Raw genomic sequence first — 15590 nt, forward strand, 5'->3', positions numbered from 1 at the left:
CGTAGGCCCGTGCAAGCGAAGCGCCGCCGGGCAATTCAAACAGACTACTCTTCAGCCGCATAACCCTGCGGGGGCAACTTCACGCCGTCCAGCCAGGCTGCGCCGTTGCGCATCTCCAGACGTCCATCGACAAACCAGCTTACCACCAGCGGATAAATGGCGTGTTCCTGCGTCTGCACACGTTCGGTCACGTCGTCTTCGTTGTCGCCGTCAAAGACCGGTACTTTTGCCTGCAAAATGACCGGACCGCCGTCCAGCTCGTCGGTGACGAAATGCACGGAGGTACCATGCTCCTCATCGCCGTTCTCCAGCACCTGACGATGGGTGTGCAGACCGGGGTATTTTGGCAGTAGTGAAGGGTGGATATTGAGCAGTCGTCCGGCGTAGTGTGCAACAAAAGCCGGGCTCAGGATGCGCATGTAGCCTGCCAGCACCACCACGTCAGGCGCGTAGGCGTCAATCTCCTGCACCAGCTCACGGTCAAAGGCTTCACGCCCGGCGAACTGGCTGGCTTCCAGCGCGTGCGCAGGAATGTTCGCTTCCCGCGCGCGCTCAAGGCCGAATGCATCGGCCTTGTTGCTGAATACTGCCCGAATGGTGCCATTGATTTTCTTCTGTTTGCAGGCGTCTATGATTGCCTGCAAATTGCTTCCGTTGCCGGAAATGAGCACCACGATGTTTCTCATTCAATGACCACACGCTGTTCGGAATCGGAAGCTTTAATCGTACCGATTTTCCACGCGTTTTCACCTTTTTCTGTCAGCAGTTTAACCGCTTTATCCGCTTCGCTGGCGGGCAGGGCGATAACCATGCCCACGCCGCAGTTAAAGGTGCGGTACATTTCGTGAGAGCTCACGTTGCCTGCGGTTTGCAGCCAGTTGAAGACGGACGGCCACTGCCATGAGGATGCGTCGATCACCGCCTGGGTATTGTCCGGCAGCACGCGCGGAATGTTTTCCCAGAAGCCGCCGCCGGTGAGGTGAGCGATGGCGTGCACGTCAACGTTCTCAATCAGCTCCAGCACGTTTTTCACGTAGATGCGGGTCGGGGCCAGCAGGTGATCGGCCAGCGGTTTGCCGTCCAGCTCGGTGGTCAGCGGGTCGCAACCGCTCACTTCGAGGATTTTACGCACCAGAGAGTAGCCGTTGGAGTGCGGACCGCTGGAGGCCAGCGCAACCAGCACATCGCCGTCAGCCACTTTGCTGCCGTCGATAATTTCTGATTTTTCTACCACGCCGACGCAGAAGCCTGCGACGTCATAATCTTCACCGTGATACATGCCAGGCATTTCCGCGGTTTCACCGCCGACCAGCGCACAGCCGGATTGCAGGCAGCCTTCGGCGATACCGTTAATGACGCTGGCTGCGGTATCTACGTCCAGCTTGCCGGTCGCGTAGTAATCGAGGAAAAACAGCGGCTCGGCGCCCTGTACCACCAGGTCGTTGACGCACATCGCCACCAGATCGATACCAATCGTATCGTGACGCTTAAGATCCATCGCCAGGCGCAGTTTTGTACCGACACCATCCGTACCCGAGACCAGCACAGGTTCACGATATTTTTGCGGCAGCGCGCACAGTGCGCCGAATCCACCCAGGCCACCCATCACTTCCGGGCGGCGGGTTTTTTTCACCACACCTTTGATTCGGTCAACCAGCGCATTACCTGCGTCAATATCAACACCGGCATCTTTGTAGCTGAGAGAAGTTTTGTTGGTCACGGCTTAAATCCCCACGCGATTGCATAGCTAGTAAGAAAAATCGGCGCAATTCTAACAGTCCAGGCAAACGTTTGCGAGCCTATTCTCGGCGCGGGGATCTTTTTTTCTGTGCGGGCTGTCCAGGGCAACAAACTTGACTCTGTTCACGAAAATGAAACCGGTTTCGGCGATCTGCTTGCAACGGCTATCCCCTTTGCACATCATCAAACTGAAACCGGTTTCTGTAACTGTTTTTGCAGAAAATAACGCAGAATGAGGGATAGCGAATGTCAGGATTTAAAGCAGGTTTTCTGTGGGGTGGGGCCGTTGCGGCGCACCAGCTTGAAGGCGGCTGGAAAGAGGGCGGCAAGGGCGTGAGCGTTGCCGATGTCATGACGGCAGGCGCCCACGGGGTACCGCGTGAAATCACCAACGGCGTGCTGGAGGGGAAAAATTACCCAAACCACGAAGCCATCGACTTCTATCACCGCTATAAAGAAGACATCAAACTCTTTGCCGAGATGGGGTTCAAATGCTTCCGCACCTCCATCGCCTGGACGCGTATCTTCCCGAAAGGCGACGAGCTGGAGCCGAACGAAGCGGGACTCAAATTCTATGACGATCTTTTTGACGAGTGCCTGAAGCACGGCATCGAGCCGGTGATCACGCTTTCCCACTTCGAGATGCCTTTCCACCTGGTGACGGAATACGGCGGCTGGCGCAACCGTAAGCTGATCGACTTCTTTGTTCGCTTCGCGAAGGTCGTTTTTGAGCGCTACCAGCATAAAGTGAAGTACTGGATGACCTTTAACGAGATCAACAACCAGGCCAACTTCCACGAAGACTTTGCGCCGTTTACCAACTCCGGGCTGAAATATGCGCCGGGAGAAGATCGCGAGCCGGTGATGTTCCAGGCGGCGCACTATGAGCTGGTGGCCAGTGCCCTGGCGGTGAAGGCGGGGCGCGAGATCAACCCGTCGCTGCAAATCGGCTGCATGATTGCCATGTGCCCCATCTATCCGCTGACCTGTGCCCCGGACGATATGATGATGGCGATGAACGCCATGCATCGTCGCTACTGGTTCACCGACGTTCACGTGCGCGGCAAGTATCCGCAGCATCTGCTCAACTACTTTGAACGTCGCGGCTTCGCGCTGGATATCACCGAAGAAGATAAAGTGGCGCTGACGCAGGGCTGCGTGGATTACATCGGGTTCAGCTACTACATGTCTTTCGCCACCAAAGCGACGGCGGACAACCCGCAGCTGGACTACGACGAGAGCAAGAGCCTGGTCTCTAACCCGTACGTGCAGAAATCGGACTGGGGCTGGCAGATTGACCCGGTGGGGCTTCGCTACTCCCTCAACTGGTTCTGGGATCACTACCAGCTGCCGCTGTTTATCGTTGAGAACGGCTTTGGCGCGATCGACGTGCAGGAGAGCGACGGCACGGTGAACGACCAGTACCGCATCGACTACCTTTCCGCACACATCCGCGAGATGAAAAAAGCGGTGGTGGAAGACGGCGTGGATCTGATGGGCTATACCCCGTGGGGCTGTATCGACCTGGTCTCGGCCGGCACCGGCGAGATGAAAAAACGCTACGGCTTTATCTTTGTCGATAAAGATAACGAAGGTAACGGCACGCTGAACCGCAGCAAGAAGAAATCGTTCGACTGGTATAAGCAGGTGATTGCCAGCAACGGAGAGCAGCTATAATTGCCCGGTGGCGCTGCGCTTACCGGGCCTACGGGATGTGTAGGCCGGGTAAGCGTTAGCGCCACCCGGCAGAATCCCGCACCCAAGCCGGAGCTTCGCCTCCGGTTTTTTTGTCTCTAAATCACTTTGATTGATATACGTCAAGCAAGATGGGTATGGCGCAATCCGAAAAAAGCGGTATAATCCCGCGATTTTTTTGCGGATGCCGCCTCAGAGGAGAAAGAGAATGAAGATTGTGGAAGTGAAACACCCACTCGTTAAACACAAGTTGGGCCTGATGCGTGAGCATGACATCAGCACGAAGCGTTTTCGCGAACTGGCTTCTGAAGTGGGTAGCCTGCTGACCTACGAAGCGACCTCTGATCTGGAAACGGAAAAAGTGACCATCGAAGGCTGGAACGGTCCGGTACAGGTTGAGCAGATCAAAGGTAAAAAAATTACCGTGGTGCCAATCCTGCGTGCGGGTCTGGGCATGATGGAAGGCGTACTGGAGCACGTCCCAAGCGCGCGTATCAGCGTGGTGGGTATCTACCGTAACGAAGAGACGCTTGAGCCGGTCCCGTACTTCCAGAAGCTGGTCTCTAACATCGACGAGCGTATGGCGCTGGTGGTTGACCCGATGCTGGCGACCGGCGGTTCGATGATCGCCACCATCGACCTGCTGAAAAAAGCGGGATGCAGCAGCATCAAAGTGCTGGTGCTGGTTGCGGCGCCGGAAGGTATCGCGGCGCTGGAAAAAGCGCACCCGGACGTTGAACTCTATACCGCGTCTGTCGACCAGGGACTGAACGAGCACGGGTACATCATCCCGGGGCTCGGCGATGCCGGCGATAAGATTTTTGGTACTAAATAATCGAATAACGATAAAGAAGCCGACTTTGATAGTCGGCTTTTTTTTGAATAAAAACCAACAATGACACTCAGAGGAAAACATTATGACGCGCCGTGCTATCGGGGTGAGTGAAAGACCGCCGCTTTTACAGACAATCCCGCTTAGTTTGCAGCACCTGTTCGCCATGTTTGGCGCAACCGTGCTGGTGCCAATCCTGTTTCACATTAACCCGGCTACCGTGCTGCTGTTTAACGGCATCGGTACGCTACTTTACCTCTTCATCTGTAAAGGCAAAATCCCGGCCTATCTCGGGTCGAGCTTCGCGTTTATCTCCCCGGTTCTGCTGTTGCTGCCGCTGGGTTATGAGGTCGCGCTGGGCGGCTTTATCATGTGCGGCGTGCTGTTCTGCCTGGTCTCCTTCATCGTGAAGAAAGCCGGTACCGGCTGGCTGGACGTGATGTTCCCGCCTGCGGCAATGGGGGCCATCGTTGCCGTCATCGGCCTGGAGCTGGCGGGCGTGGCGGCGAACATGGCCGGGCTGCTGCCTGCGGACGGTCAGTCACCGGATTCCAAAACCATCATTATTTCGCTGGTGACGCTGGGCGTGACGGTTTTCGGTTCCGTCCTCTTCCGCGGCTTTATGGCGATTATCCCGATCCTGATCGGCGTGCTGGCGGGTTACGCGCTCTCCTTCGTGATGGGCGTTGTGGATACCACCCCGATTGCCGAGGCGCACTGGTTCGCGCTGCCAACCTTCTACACCCCGCGCTTTGAATGGTTCGCCATTTTCACTATTCTGCCTGCCGCGCTGGTGGTGATTGCTGAGCACGTCGGCCACCTGGTGGTGACGGCGAACATCGTGAAGCGCGACCTGATCCGCGACCCGGGCCTGCATCGCTCCATGTTTGCCAACGGTTTCTCCACCATCATCTCTGGTTTCTTCGGCTCCACGCCAAACACGACTTACGGTGAGAATATCGGCGTAATGGCGATCACCCGCGTCTACAGCACCTGGGTTATCGGCGGCGCGGCGATCATCGCCATTCTGCTCTCCTGCGTTGGCAAACTGGCGGCGGCGATCCAGATTATCCCGGTTCCGGTGATGGGCGGCGTTTCCCTGCTGCTGTACGGGGTGATCGGTGCCTCCGGTATTCGCGTGCTGATTGAATCCAAAGTGGATTACAGCAAGGCGCAGAACCTGATCCTCACTTCCGTTATCCTGATTATCGGCGTGAGCGGCGCGAAGGTGCACATCGGCGCGGCAGAGCTGAAGGGGATGGCGCTGGCGACCATCGTCGGCGTCGGCCTGAGCCTGATTTTCAAGCTGATCTCGGTGATCCGCCCGGAAGAGGTAGTGCTGGACGCGGACGACAGCGAAAAAGCGCCACATTGATCGTCATGCCGGGCGAAGGATCGCCCGGTTCTCTCCTTGCAGGTTCCGTGTTAAACTCCATTCCGATTTTATGTAAGATCTCTGGTTGAGGTATTTCTGAACGGACCGGCACAGCTCTCTCTGCCACTTTATCTCCCTGACGACGAAACTTTCGCGAGTTTCTGGCCGGGTGATAACCCCTCTTTACTGGCTGCACTGCAAAACGTGCTGCGCCAGGAACACAGCGGATACATCTATATCTGGTCACGCGAAGGCGCGGGACGCAGCCACCTGCTGCATGCCGCCTGTGCGGAGCTTTCGGCGCGCGGTGACGCGGTAGGCTATGTGCCGCTGGATAAACGCACCTGGTTTGTGCCTGAAGTGCTGGAGGGCATGGAACATCTCTCCCTGGTCTGCATCGATAATATCGAATGCGTGGCGGGGGACGAACCGTGGGAAATGGCGATCTTTAACCTCTACAACCGCATTCTGGAGTCGGGCAAAACCCGGCTGCTGATCACTGGCGATCGTCCGCCGCGTCAGCTCAATCTGGGGCTGCCGGATCTGGCGTCTCGTCTGGACTGGGGGCAAATCTACAAGTTGCAACCGCTGTCGGATGAAGACAAACTCCAGGCGCTTCAGCTGCGCGCCAGACTGCGCGGATTTGAACTGCCGGAAGACGTAGGGCGCTTCCTGCTCAAGCGTCTGGATCGGGAGATGCGTACGCTCTTTGATACGCTCGATCAGCTCGATCGCGCCTCCATCACCGCCCAGCGCAAGCTGACCATTCCGTTTGTGAAAGATATTCTTAAGCTTTGAGTTTTTTGCCCGGTGGCGCTGCGCTTACCGGGCCTACGAAAACCCGTCATACCTTGTAGGCCGGGTAAGGCGCAGCCGCCACCCGGCTAAAGATCCCCCAACAAGTGCTCCACCAGCAGCGGAATCGGTCTTCCCGATGCCACGCTTCTGCCGTTCTCACGCCACAGCGCCGTCCCGCTGATATCCAGATGCGCCCACGGAATGGTCGGCGGGCAGAAGTGATGCAGCAGCCACGCCGCCGAGGCGCTGATCGCCGCATTGTTGGTCGGCGTGTTGCACAGATCGGCAATGGCGCTGTCGGTCTGCTTTCTCAGCCGCGCATCCAGCGGCAGGGACCACACCTCGTCGCCGCTTCGTTTGCCCGCGAGCGTCAGTGCCTGACGCAACGGCTCATCCTGGGTCATCAGCCCGCTCAGCTCATACCCCAGCGCTTTCACCACCGCTCCGGTTAAGGTCGCCATATCAATGATATAGTGAGCCTGCGGATGGCGCTGACTCGCCCAGGCGATAGCGTCTGCCAGCACCAGCCGGCCTTCGGCATCGGTATTGTTGATTTCAACGGTGGTGCCGTTGCAGGCCATCGCCACCGTGCCGGGCTGCATGGCGTCGGGGCCGATGGCGTTTTCCGCCAGCGCCAGCACGCCCATGATGCGCACGGGTAATTTCAGCTCCGCAACGGTCAGCATCAGCCCGAGCACGTTAGCCGCGCCGCACATGTCATATTTCATGGTGTACATGCCCGCGCCTTCCTTCAGCCACAGGCCGCCGGTGTCAAAGGTAATGCCTTTTCCCACGTAGCAGCGCACCGGGCCATCAGACACGCCGTTATAGTGAATAGCCAGCAGGCGCGGTGGGCAGGTCGCCCCTTTGCCGACGGCGTGCAGCAACCCAAGCCCTTGCTCAACGATTTGCGTTTCATCCAGTACGTCACACCGCAGGGCAGGGCTGGCGGCACACAGTTTTTGCGCCTCATCCACCACAAACTGCGGCGTGCAGCGGTCGGACGGCATATCCGCCAGACGTCGCACCGCAACCATGCCGAGCGCAATGGCCTGCTGCTGGCGGAAGGTCGTCTCCAGCTTCGCCTGCTGTTCCGGCAGGCAGAGGGCAGTGATGCAGGTAAGACGCAGCGCTACGTCCGTCTTCTTCAGCTTCAGGTCACTGAGCCTGTGCGCCTGATTAAAGAGAAAACGCAGTACCTGCGCCAGCACCACATCGTCAATATCCGTCACGTCCAGCACGAGTTCGGCGCTGGCGGGGGCGGCAAGCAGCGGTCGCAGGGCGGTGAGCAACCCTTCGGTCAGGGCGTCATGCCAGAGCGCATCCGGAAACAGGGTGATGCGGGCAAACGGCGCGCAGCCAAAGCGCGCGTCCGCGACGGTGCTCTGCTGGCGCATTTCAGCGATAAGAGCGCTATCCGGTAACAGGGAACTGTCAGCGCGCGCAATCAAATGGCTTTGCGGCTTCGCGTCTGAAAGCGCGTTGATAAACTGGTATGTGATCATCATGACTCCTCAATCGGTGCGCGGATCCGCGCGGCATAGGCCTGCATCCACTCCTCATCTACCGCGTGATAGTGCGTTTTCTCCCGCAGGCGTTCAGTACGGAAAACGGTGAGGGGCTGGCGAGCCGTCGCCACCACAAACGAGAAGGTTTTGATGTTGGTCGCGGCGCCAAATTCTCCTTTGCTGTTCATGCACACCACGGAGAGATCGCCCGCGCGGCCAAAGCGCGACATCAGCTTGTCTTCCAGTTCGAACACCACCGAATCCGCCGCCTGCTGCGGCGTCATCCCTTGCGCCATCCGGCGAACGATTTCGTAGCTGGTACAGCCCTTCATCAGATCTTCACCGACGCCCGTGGCGGTGGCCGCGCCGGTTTCGCTGTCGCAGTAAAAGCCGGAGCCGATGATGGGTGAGTCACCGAGGCGACCGCGTTTTTTCATAAACAGGCCGCTGGTGGAAGTGGCGACGCTCATCGATCCCTGTTTATCGAGGCCGATGATACCGACGGTGTCATGTCCGTCGTAGGGGCTTAACCCCTTATCCAGCGTTTCGCGGCAGCGCTTACGGTAGTGTTGCATGGCGCGATCCGTGAGCATGGTTTTGTCGGCAAAGCCCTGGCTCAGCGCCCATTCGCGCGCGCCCTGGCCGACCAGCAGGCTGTTATAGCGCTGGCGGCTGAGCGCGTGCGCCACGCGTACCGGGTTGGCGATATCCACCAGATTGCCCACGGCGCCGAACGCCAGCGTGTCGCCGTCCATATAGGCCGCGTCCAGCTCTACCTCGCCGTTCTCGGTCGGCAGCCCGCCGTAGCCGACGGATTTATAAAACGGAAAGTCCTCGACGGCGGCGACGGCATCCACCACCGCCGGAGCGACAGGTTTGCCCGCAGCCAGCGCAGACGCAGATTCCGTGACGCCTTCAAGCGCCATTCGCCAGGTTGCGATAATTCCCCACATGCTTTACTCCTGTTTTGCAAGGGTGGTGTCGGTTTGCGTAGCGGTAGTCAGCTCCGCGGCGCGGTACTGTTTATCCACGATACGCATGAAAGGCAGGTACAGCATGGCGCCAATCAGCAGGTTGATCAGCTGCATCACGCTGCCGCTCAGGTGCCCGGTGACGATAAAGCCGCTGATAACCGGCGGCAGCGTCCAGGGGATAAACACCCCGGTGGTGACGGCGACCGCACCAATTTTCATCGCCGCATACTGCACGGTGACCAGCACCAGCGGCACCAGATTGAACGGGATGAGCATGATCGGGTTCATGATCACCGGCAGGCCAAAGAGAATCGGTTCGTTGATGTTAAACACCGACGCGCCCGCACCGAGGCGTGCTACTTCGCGCATGTTTTTGCTGCGGGCGAAAATCAGCATCGCAATCACCAGCGACAGCGTGGCACCCGCGCCGCCCATCCAGATCATGTCAAAAAACTGTTCGGTGATGATGTGCGGCGGCGTCGTTCCCGCCTGGATCGCGGCGATGTTGTCGGTCTGGTTCTCCATCCACAGCGGGCGAATAATCCCGTTGATCATCGAACCGGAGTTAATGCCCACTGACCACAGAATGGTGATGCTGAATACGGTCATCAGCGCCCCGAAATAAGAGGTGCCGTAGTGGCGTACCGGGGTGGCAACCACTTCATAAATAAACTGGTGGATGGTGTGGTAGTGGGTGTTTTCAAAGATGATGCGGATAAGCAGCACCAGAATCATCACCAGCAGGGCCGGGATCAGGGCCGCGAATGACTCCTGCACCGCCGGAGGCACGCCGTCCGGCATTTTGATGACCAGCTTTTTGCGCTTCAGCCAGCAGAACAGTTCCGTCCACAGCAGGGAACCGATCATCGCCACGAACAGCCCTTTGCTGCCAATCCACTCCACCGGCATCACGGTAATGCCGCCGTTTTCCGCCACTTTGATAAAGGGCGTCAGGATCAGAAACGCGACCAGCGCCAGGATGCCGCAGGAGATGCGGTCCTCTCCATAATGCTCAGCCAGGCGGTAGGCCACCAGGAAGCTGATAAACAGCGACATGGTTGAGAACACCGCGTTAAACGGGATCTCTATAATTGCACTCCAGCTCTCACCAAAGGCCTGAGACATAAACTGCTGATAGGCCTGATTCGGGAAGGAGGAGATCACCAGCAGAATAGAGCCGACGATGATAAACGGCATGAATGACACGTAGGCGCCGCGAATGGCCCCAAGATGACGCTGCTGGGCCGTTTTCGCCGCCAGCGGCATCAGTTTTGCTTCAAGAAATCCCAGAACATTGTTCATTGTGAACTCCGTACAAGATTGAGAGGTGTTGTTTATGTTATGTCTGTGGATTATCAGTGAAGCGCGGCGAGCGAAAGGTGAAATCGGTCACAAAGCATTCGCTGCTCTGATATAAATCTCATAAGATTAGTTCCGGAGAGAGACGCGATGGAAATCAAACTGCATGCCAACGCCACCACCACACCGCGTATCCGTCGTTATCTTCAGCAGTCAGATAAAAGCGACAGGGAACTTGCCGTTGAGCTGGGGATCTCGGTCACCACCGTCAGGCGCTGGCGCAACCGCGACCAGGTTTCGGATAACCACACAACGCCAAAAGTGATACACAAAGCGCTGAGACATGAGCAGGCGGCACTGATAAATGCCCTGCGGGATATCACCGGGGCACCGCTGGATGAACTGCTGCTGCTGGTGAATGACGGACTCGGGATCGCCGTTTCCCGCGCGACCCTGAACCGCTACCTCAAACCAGCTTCGGTAAAACAAAAGGGGGCGTCGTTGCAGGGCAAAAAGGCGCTGAAGGCCGGTATCATGCCGCAGAAGCTGTTTCTGCATCATCAGCCGCTGTCGCTGCATATGGACGACGGTGGCGAGCAACACCTGCTCTGGGCGCGTGAACCCGTCAGCGGCTGGTGTTACGCCCGGCTTTATGCTGGCGTATCGCCGCAGTTGCTGACCCGCTGGACGAACGAGGTGCTGGCTGCCTGTCCGGCTGATATTCAATCTGTTGAGACTTTTGGGCTGGAAGTGAACTTGCCAGAGCATAACGTCACCGTAAAAGTGCATTCACAGTATTATCTCGCCCTTCAGGTCACCGTGCCGTTACGCGAAATCATTCCGCGGGTGAACAGTGAACCGATGGGAGAGCTGTTGATCCAACTGTGTGAGTTTTACAACCGGGGAAAAGCGCAGAAAAAGCTGGGAGAGCGTACGCCGCAGGCGTTTCTGGAAGCGCTGCGGCGTAACGATTAGACGATCTCGAGCACGTCTTCCGGCGGACGGCCGATACGCGCCTTGCCATTTGCCACCACAATCGGGCGCTCAATCAGCTTTGGATTGTCGACCATCGCCTGAATCAGCCGATCTTCAGTGAGACTGGTATCGTTCAGATTGAGCGACTTATACAGATCTTCTTTCTGACGCATCAGGTCGCGTGCGCTGCCCATGTTCAGCATCTTCAGCAGCTGGCGGATAGTCTGCGCGTCCGGCGGCGTCTCCAGGTACAGCACCACTTCCGGTTCGATGCCGTTAGACTTCAGCAGGCTGAGGGTGTCTCGGCTCTTGGAGCAGCGAGGGTTATGGTAAATTTTTACCGCGTCTGTCATGACTTCTCCTTTATTACATCTTCTCGTACGGCTTAAAGCGTTGTTGCAGGCCGCGCAGCTGGTCGATTCGCGCATCGTAGCGGGCCTGTTGCAGGCTGCCAAGCTTCACCTGCGAGCTGGCGCTGCTCAGCAGGGAAATGGCCTGATCGAGACGACCCGCCAGCGCCAGACCTTCCGCACGCGCGGCCAGCTCCTGATCGCGGTTACCCAGTTGCCCCTGGGCCTGGGCGAGCAGCTCCCAGCCGTTCTGGTCATCTTTATTGCTAAAGGTGTAGCGGTTCAGAATGGTCACCGCCTCGCCGGGCTGGCCGCCCTGTAGGTAGGCGTTCGCCAGGTTAAGCTGCAATACTGGATTATTACGAAGATCTTTCGCCCCTTTCAGGCGATTAATCGCATCGGTCGCTTTTTTCTGCCCCAGATCGATATCGGTGGCGAGGTCGAGATACCACGGATTGTCAGGCGCCGCCGCCAGCAGCGGCTGTAGCGCTTTTCGCGCTTCATCGTATTTGCTGGCCTCCATCGCCTGGAGCGCCTGACCATACTGCGCCGCGTTTTTCTCGCGCACGTTGCCTTTCGCCAGCGCGTCCAGCAGATCGCTGGTGAGCTGATTACGTCCGGAGTTGTACATGCCAAGCGTTCTCACTTTGGCCATGTAGAAATCCTGCGAAGACTGCACCACGACCGGACGCATCTGGTTGGCTCGGTTACGCGCATCCGAGAGGCGGCTTTCCGGCAGCGGGTGGGTCAACAGAATTTCAGGCGGGCGCGACGAGTAGCGTGCCTGGTCGAGCAGCTTTTCCAGGAAGCTCGGCATGGCCTGCGGGTCAAAGCCGGAACGCTGTAAAACCTGAATGCCGATGCGGTCTGCTTCCTGCTCGTTCTGCTGGGTAAAGCTGATCATCCCCTGACGCGTCCCCGCCAGCGTCCCGGTAAGCGCCGCCATCCCGGCCTGCGGGCTGGCCATCGCCAGCAGAATAGAGCCCAGCGCGCCCACCCAGGTTAGCGGGGCGTTACGCTTCTGATCTTCCATCGCACGCGCCAGATGGCGCTGGGTGACGTGCGAAATTTCGTGCGCCATGACGGACGCCAGCTGGCTTTCGTTATCGGAATAACGGAACAACGCCGAATGCAGTACCACGTTCCCGCCAAAGAAGGCGAAGGCGTTGATTTCGTCGTTATTGATTAAATAGAAGTGGAAGGGCGTTTTTACCGAGTCGGCGTGCGCCACCAGACGCATCCCCAGGCCGTTAATGTATTGCACCAGCAAAGGGTCGTTAATCAGCGGAGCACTGCCGCGCAACTGGCGTACGTAATAATCACCCATCTGCATCTCCTGCCCGATGGAGAGCGTGCTTCCTGCCGTGGTGCCCATGTCCGGCAATGAATCGGACGAGTCAGCGAAAGCGGGCAACACCTGACCCACCGTCACGGCGGCAATCAGTGCCGCAACCAGTGTTTTTCTCAACTGCCTGAACATAACCACTGTCCTGTATGTTGGATGTGCTAATTTGACCGATGAACCCGCATAACGTTCATCTCCGCTGCTCTGCGAGTGTAGCCGTGTTAAGAGATGAAGAAAATCCCATTCATCAGGGTTTTGCGAAACCTGACAGTGAAACAAAAAGGAAAGTCTTTTTTGTGACAGTTAGATACAATTCACCGTCTCACTCCCGCCATTCGATTCAGGGAAGGGTTGTATGCTCGAAATGTTAATGCAGTGGTATCGGCGTCGGTTTAGCGACCCGGAAGCCATTGCTTTGCTGGTCATTCTGGTTGCCGGATTCGGTATCCTGTTCTTCTTTAGTGGCCTGCTGGCGCCGCTACTGGTGGCGATTGTGCTGGCGTATCTGCTGGAGTGGCCCACCGCGCGTCTGGAACATATCGGCTGTTCCCGCCGCTGGGCGACCAGCATTGTTCTGGTGCTGTTTGTCGGCATTCTGCTGCTGATGTCCTTCGTGGTGATGCCCATCGCCTGGCAACAGGGGATCTACCTGATCCGCGATATGCCCGGCATGCTGAATAAACTGTCTGATTTTGCCGCCACGCTGCCGCGCCGCTATCCTGCGCTGATGGACGCCGGGATCATCGATGCGATGGCCGAAAACATGCGCGCCCGCATCATGACCATGGGTGACTCGGTGGTGAAATACTCTCTGGCCTCGCTGGTAGGCCTGCTGACGCTGGCGGTTTACCTTGTTCTCGTGCCGCTAATGGTATTCTTCCTGGTCAAAGATAAAGAGCAGATGCTGAACGCGGTACGCCGCGTGCTGCCGCGCAATCGCGGTCTCGCCGGTCAGGTCTGGCAGGAGATGAACCAGCAGATCACCAACTACATTCGCGGCAAAGTGCTGGAGATGATTGTGGTGGGCGTGGCGACCTGGATTGGCTTCGTGATCTTCGGACTGAACTACTCGCTGCTGCTGGCGGTGCTGGTCGGATTCTCGGTTCTGATCCCGTATATCGGCGCGTTTGTGGTGACCATTCCGGTAGTCGGTGTGGCGCTGTTCCAGTTTGGTCTGGGTACGGAGTTCTGGAGCTGTTTCGCTGTATACCTGATTATTCAGGGACTGGACGGGAACCTGCTGGTACCGGTGCTGTTCTCAGAAGCAGTTAACCTGCATCCGCTGGTGATTATCCTGTCAGTGGTGATTTTCGGCGGGCTGTGGGGATTCTGGGGGGTATTCTTCGCCATTCCGCTGGCGACGCTGATTAAAGCCGTGGTCCACGCGTGGCCGGATGTGCCAGCGGTGGAAGAGAAGTAGATTTAGTGCGGGCTGATGCCCTCACCCCAACCCTCTCCCGCGGGGAGAGGGGGCAAACACTAAAAACGGTAGCGCATGCTACCGTTTTGCATTTACCTTGTAGGCCGGGTAAGCGCAGCGCCACCCGGCACTAAAATGATCACGCGTTCTCTTTCAGCCACTTCAACACCACGTCGTGGTGGTTGCTGGTTTTGAAATCATCAAACACGTGCTCAACTTTACCGTCAGCGTCAATCAGGAAACTGATGCGGTGAATACCGTCGTACGTTTTGCCCATAAAGGACTTCTCACCCCAGACGCCAAACTGCTCGCAAACCTGGTGGTCTTCATCGGAAAGTAGCGTGAAGTTCAGCAGCTCTTTTTCCGCAAAGCGTGACAGCTTCTCTGGCTTATCGGTGCTGATGCCCAGCACTTCCACACCGACCTTTTTCAACTCATCCATGTTGTCGCGTAGACCGCAGGCCTGTACGGTACAGCCCGGGGTCATGGCTTTCGGGTAGAAATAGACCAGAACACGCTGTCCCTGGAAGTCGGTCAAATTTACTTGCTCGCCGTCTTGATCCGGTAAGCTAAATTTCGGTGCGATATCACCGGCTTTCAGTGGGTTCATTACTCAACTCCATCCTGTTCGTGCTGCGAATAATCGACGACGCTTATACTGCCTTGCGCGTGTAATTCTGTACAGAGGGCTTTGAACGCTTGCTCGATATTTGACGCATCCTGCGAGGCAGGGCTGTGTGCGGTAATTTGAATAAACAGCGTCGGGATTGCGTTTTCATCGCCCGGCTGCGTGCGGGAAACCAGTTCGGCAATGTTCATCTGATGGCTGTCAAACAGCGCCGTAAAACGTTCAATCAGATGAGGTGAATCAGGCACTTCAACCTGTACCCAGACCGTGGCAGGCAGAGCCGGACTCGGGCGCGCGGTGGTGCGCTTCATCACAATCAGTAAATCCAGCTCTGCGCCTTTCAGCGGCAAGGTAGATTCGATGAGGGTAATGGCATTCCATGTTCCGGAAAGCAGCATGATGAACGTGAACTCTTCGCCAAGCATAGCCAGCCGGCTATCTTCGATGTTGCAGCCGCAGCTGCTCACGTGGCGAGTGATGGTATTCACGATACCCGGCCTGTCAGCACCCAGCGCAGTGATAACCAGGTAATGTTGTGATGAGGTTGTCAAACCTGTTCTTCCTTTGCGTGGTTAAGTCTTCCTAAGGAAAGCATAAAAAAAACATGCATACAACCGCCTGAGAGCCTCAGGTCGCTTGCTTTTATTACAG

General features: G+C 57.3%; 15 protein-coding genes. 6 read left to right on the forward strand and 9 right to left on the reverse strand.

Annotated elements, in window-relative coordinates:
* Window positions 1–44: 44 nt before the first annotated feature.
* A complete protein-coding gene (purN, locus tag INF61_RS19030; RefSeq protein WP_193548002.1) occupies window positions 45–686 on the reverse strand; it encodes a phosphoribosylglycinamide formyltransferase in 642 nt (213 codons plus the stop codon).
* The gene (gene purM / locus INF61_RS19035) at window positions 683–1720 is read right to left on the reverse strand and encodes a phosphoribosylformylglycinamidine cyclo-ligase (protein ID WP_017383509.1); all 1038 of its coding nucleotides are present in this window, start codon (window positions 1718–1720) and stop codon (window positions 683–685) included. Before purM ends, purN begins: the two co-directional genes overlap by 4 nt.
* 266 nt (window positions 1721–1986) lie before the next feature.
* On the opposite strand from purM, the gene INF61_RS19040 reads away from it, so the two are divergent.
* The 4 genes from INF61_RS19040 to INF61_RS19055 all read left to right on the forward strand — a co-directional run bounded on the left by INF61_RS19040 (window position 1987) and on the right by INF61_RS19055 (window position 6440).
* The gene (locus INF61_RS19040; RefSeq protein WP_023295128.1) at window positions 1987–3417 is read left to right on the forward strand and encodes a 6-phospho-beta-glucosidase; all 1431 of its coding nucleotides are present in this window, start codon (window positions 1987–1989) and stop codon (window positions 3415–3417) included.
* A gap of 226 nt (window positions 3418–3643) precedes the next feature.
* Entirely contained in the window at window positions 3644–4270 is a 627-nt protein-coding gene (gene upp / locus INF61_RS19045; RefSeq protein ID WP_003860560.1) for a uracil phosphoribosyltransferase, read from the forward strand.
* A gap of 82 nt (window positions 4271–4352) precedes the next feature.
* A complete protein-coding gene (uraA, locus tag INF61_RS19050; RefSeq protein WP_003860558.1) occupies window positions 4353–5642 on the forward strand; it encodes a uracil permease in 1290 nt (429 codons plus the stop codon).
* A 96-nt stretch (window positions 5643–5738) separates the two neighbouring features.
* Complete coding sequence (locus tag INF61_RS19055) at window positions 5739–6440, forward strand: DnaA inactivator Hda (RefSeq protein ID WP_211482948.1); 702 nt, start codon at window positions 5739–5741, stop codon at window positions 6438–6440.
* A gap of 86 nt (window positions 6441–6526) precedes the next feature.
* On the opposite strand, the gene INF61_RS19060 is transcribed toward INF61_RS19055, so the two are convergent.
* From INF61_RS19060 to celB, 3 genes are read right to left on the reverse strand one after another with little or no spacing between them, the layout of a single operon-like run.
* On the reverse strand, window positions 6527–7945 hold the full coding sequence (locus tag INF61_RS19060) for a leucyl aminopeptidase family protein (RefSeq protein WP_193548035.1): 1419 nt from the start codon (window positions 7943–7945) through the stop codon (window positions 6527–6529).
* Window positions 7945–8901: a N(4)-(beta-N-acetylglucosaminyl)-L-asparaginase gene (locus INF61_RS19065; RefSeq protein ID WP_017383506.1), complete on the reverse strand. Its 957-nt coding sequence runs from the start codon at window positions 8899–8901 to the stop codon at window positions 7945–7947. The genes INF61_RS19060 and INF61_RS19065 overlap by 1 nt, the downstream gene beginning before the upstream one ends.
* A 3-nt stretch (window positions 8902–8904) precedes the next feature.
* Entirely contained in the window at window positions 8905–10224 is a 1320-nt protein-coding gene (gene celB, locus INF61_RS19070) for a PTS cellobiose transporter subunit IIC (RefSeq protein WP_015572194.1), read from the reverse strand.
* 147 nt (window positions 10225–10371) lie between these two features.
* On the opposite strand from celB, the gene INF61_RS19075 reads away from it, so the two are divergent.
* Window positions 10372–11196: a helix-turn-helix transcriptional regulator gene (locus tag INF61_RS19075; protein ID WP_193548003.1), complete on the forward strand. Its 825-nt coding sequence runs from the start codon at window positions 10372–10374 to the stop codon at window positions 11194–11196.
* Here the strand turns inward: INF61_RS19075 and arsC are convergent.
* Both arsC and bepA read right to left on the reverse strand, forming a co-directional pair.
* Complete coding sequence (gene arsC / locus INF61_RS19080) at window positions 11193–11549, reverse strand: arsenate reductase (glutaredoxin) (RefSeq protein WP_017383503.1); 357 nt, start codon at window positions 11547–11549, stop codon at window positions 11193–11195. The genes INF61_RS19075 and arsC overlap by 4 nt on opposite strands.
* Window positions 11550–11562: 13 nt before the next feature.
* The gene (gene bepA, locus INF61_RS19085; RefSeq protein ID WP_193548004.1) at window positions 11563–13026 is read right to left on the reverse strand and encodes a beta-barrel assembly-enhancing protease; all 1464 of its coding nucleotides are present in this window, start codon (window positions 13024–13026) and stop codon (window positions 11563–11565) included.
* 220 nt (window positions 13027–13246) lie between these two features.
* Here bepA and INF61_RS19090 point away from each other — a divergent pair, with 220 nt between their 5' ends.
* Window positions 13247–14311 (forward strand): AI-2E family transporter, encoded by a 1065-nt coding sequence (locus INF61_RS19090; protein WP_003860546.1) that lies wholly within the window; start codon window positions 13247–13249, stop codon window positions 14309–14311.
* A gap of 139 nt (window positions 14312–14450) precedes the next feature.
* Here INF61_RS19090 and bcp read toward each other — a convergent pair whose 3' ends face one another.
* Both bcp and INF61_RS19100 read right to left on the reverse strand, forming a co-directional pair.
* The gene (gene bcp / locus INF61_RS19095; RefSeq protein WP_015572198.1) at window positions 14451–14921 is read right to left on the reverse strand and encodes a thioredoxin-dependent thiol peroxidase; all 471 of its coding nucleotides are present in this window, start codon (window positions 14919–14921) and stop codon (window positions 14451–14453) included.
* Complete coding sequence (locus INF61_RS19100) at window positions 14921–15490, reverse strand: glycine cleavage system transcriptional repressor (RefSeq protein WP_193548005.1); 570 nt, start codon at window positions 15488–15490, stop codon at window positions 14921–14923. The genes bcp and INF61_RS19100 overlap by 1 nt, the downstream gene beginning before the upstream one ends.
* Window positions 15491–15590 lie beyond the last annotated feature (100 nt).

This window comes from Enterobacter cloacae complex sp. P18RS, assembly GCF_014982105.1.
Lineage (GTDB): Bacteria > Pseudomonadota > Gammaproteobacteria > Enterobacterales > Enterobacteriaceae > Enterobacter > Enterobacter hormaechei_C.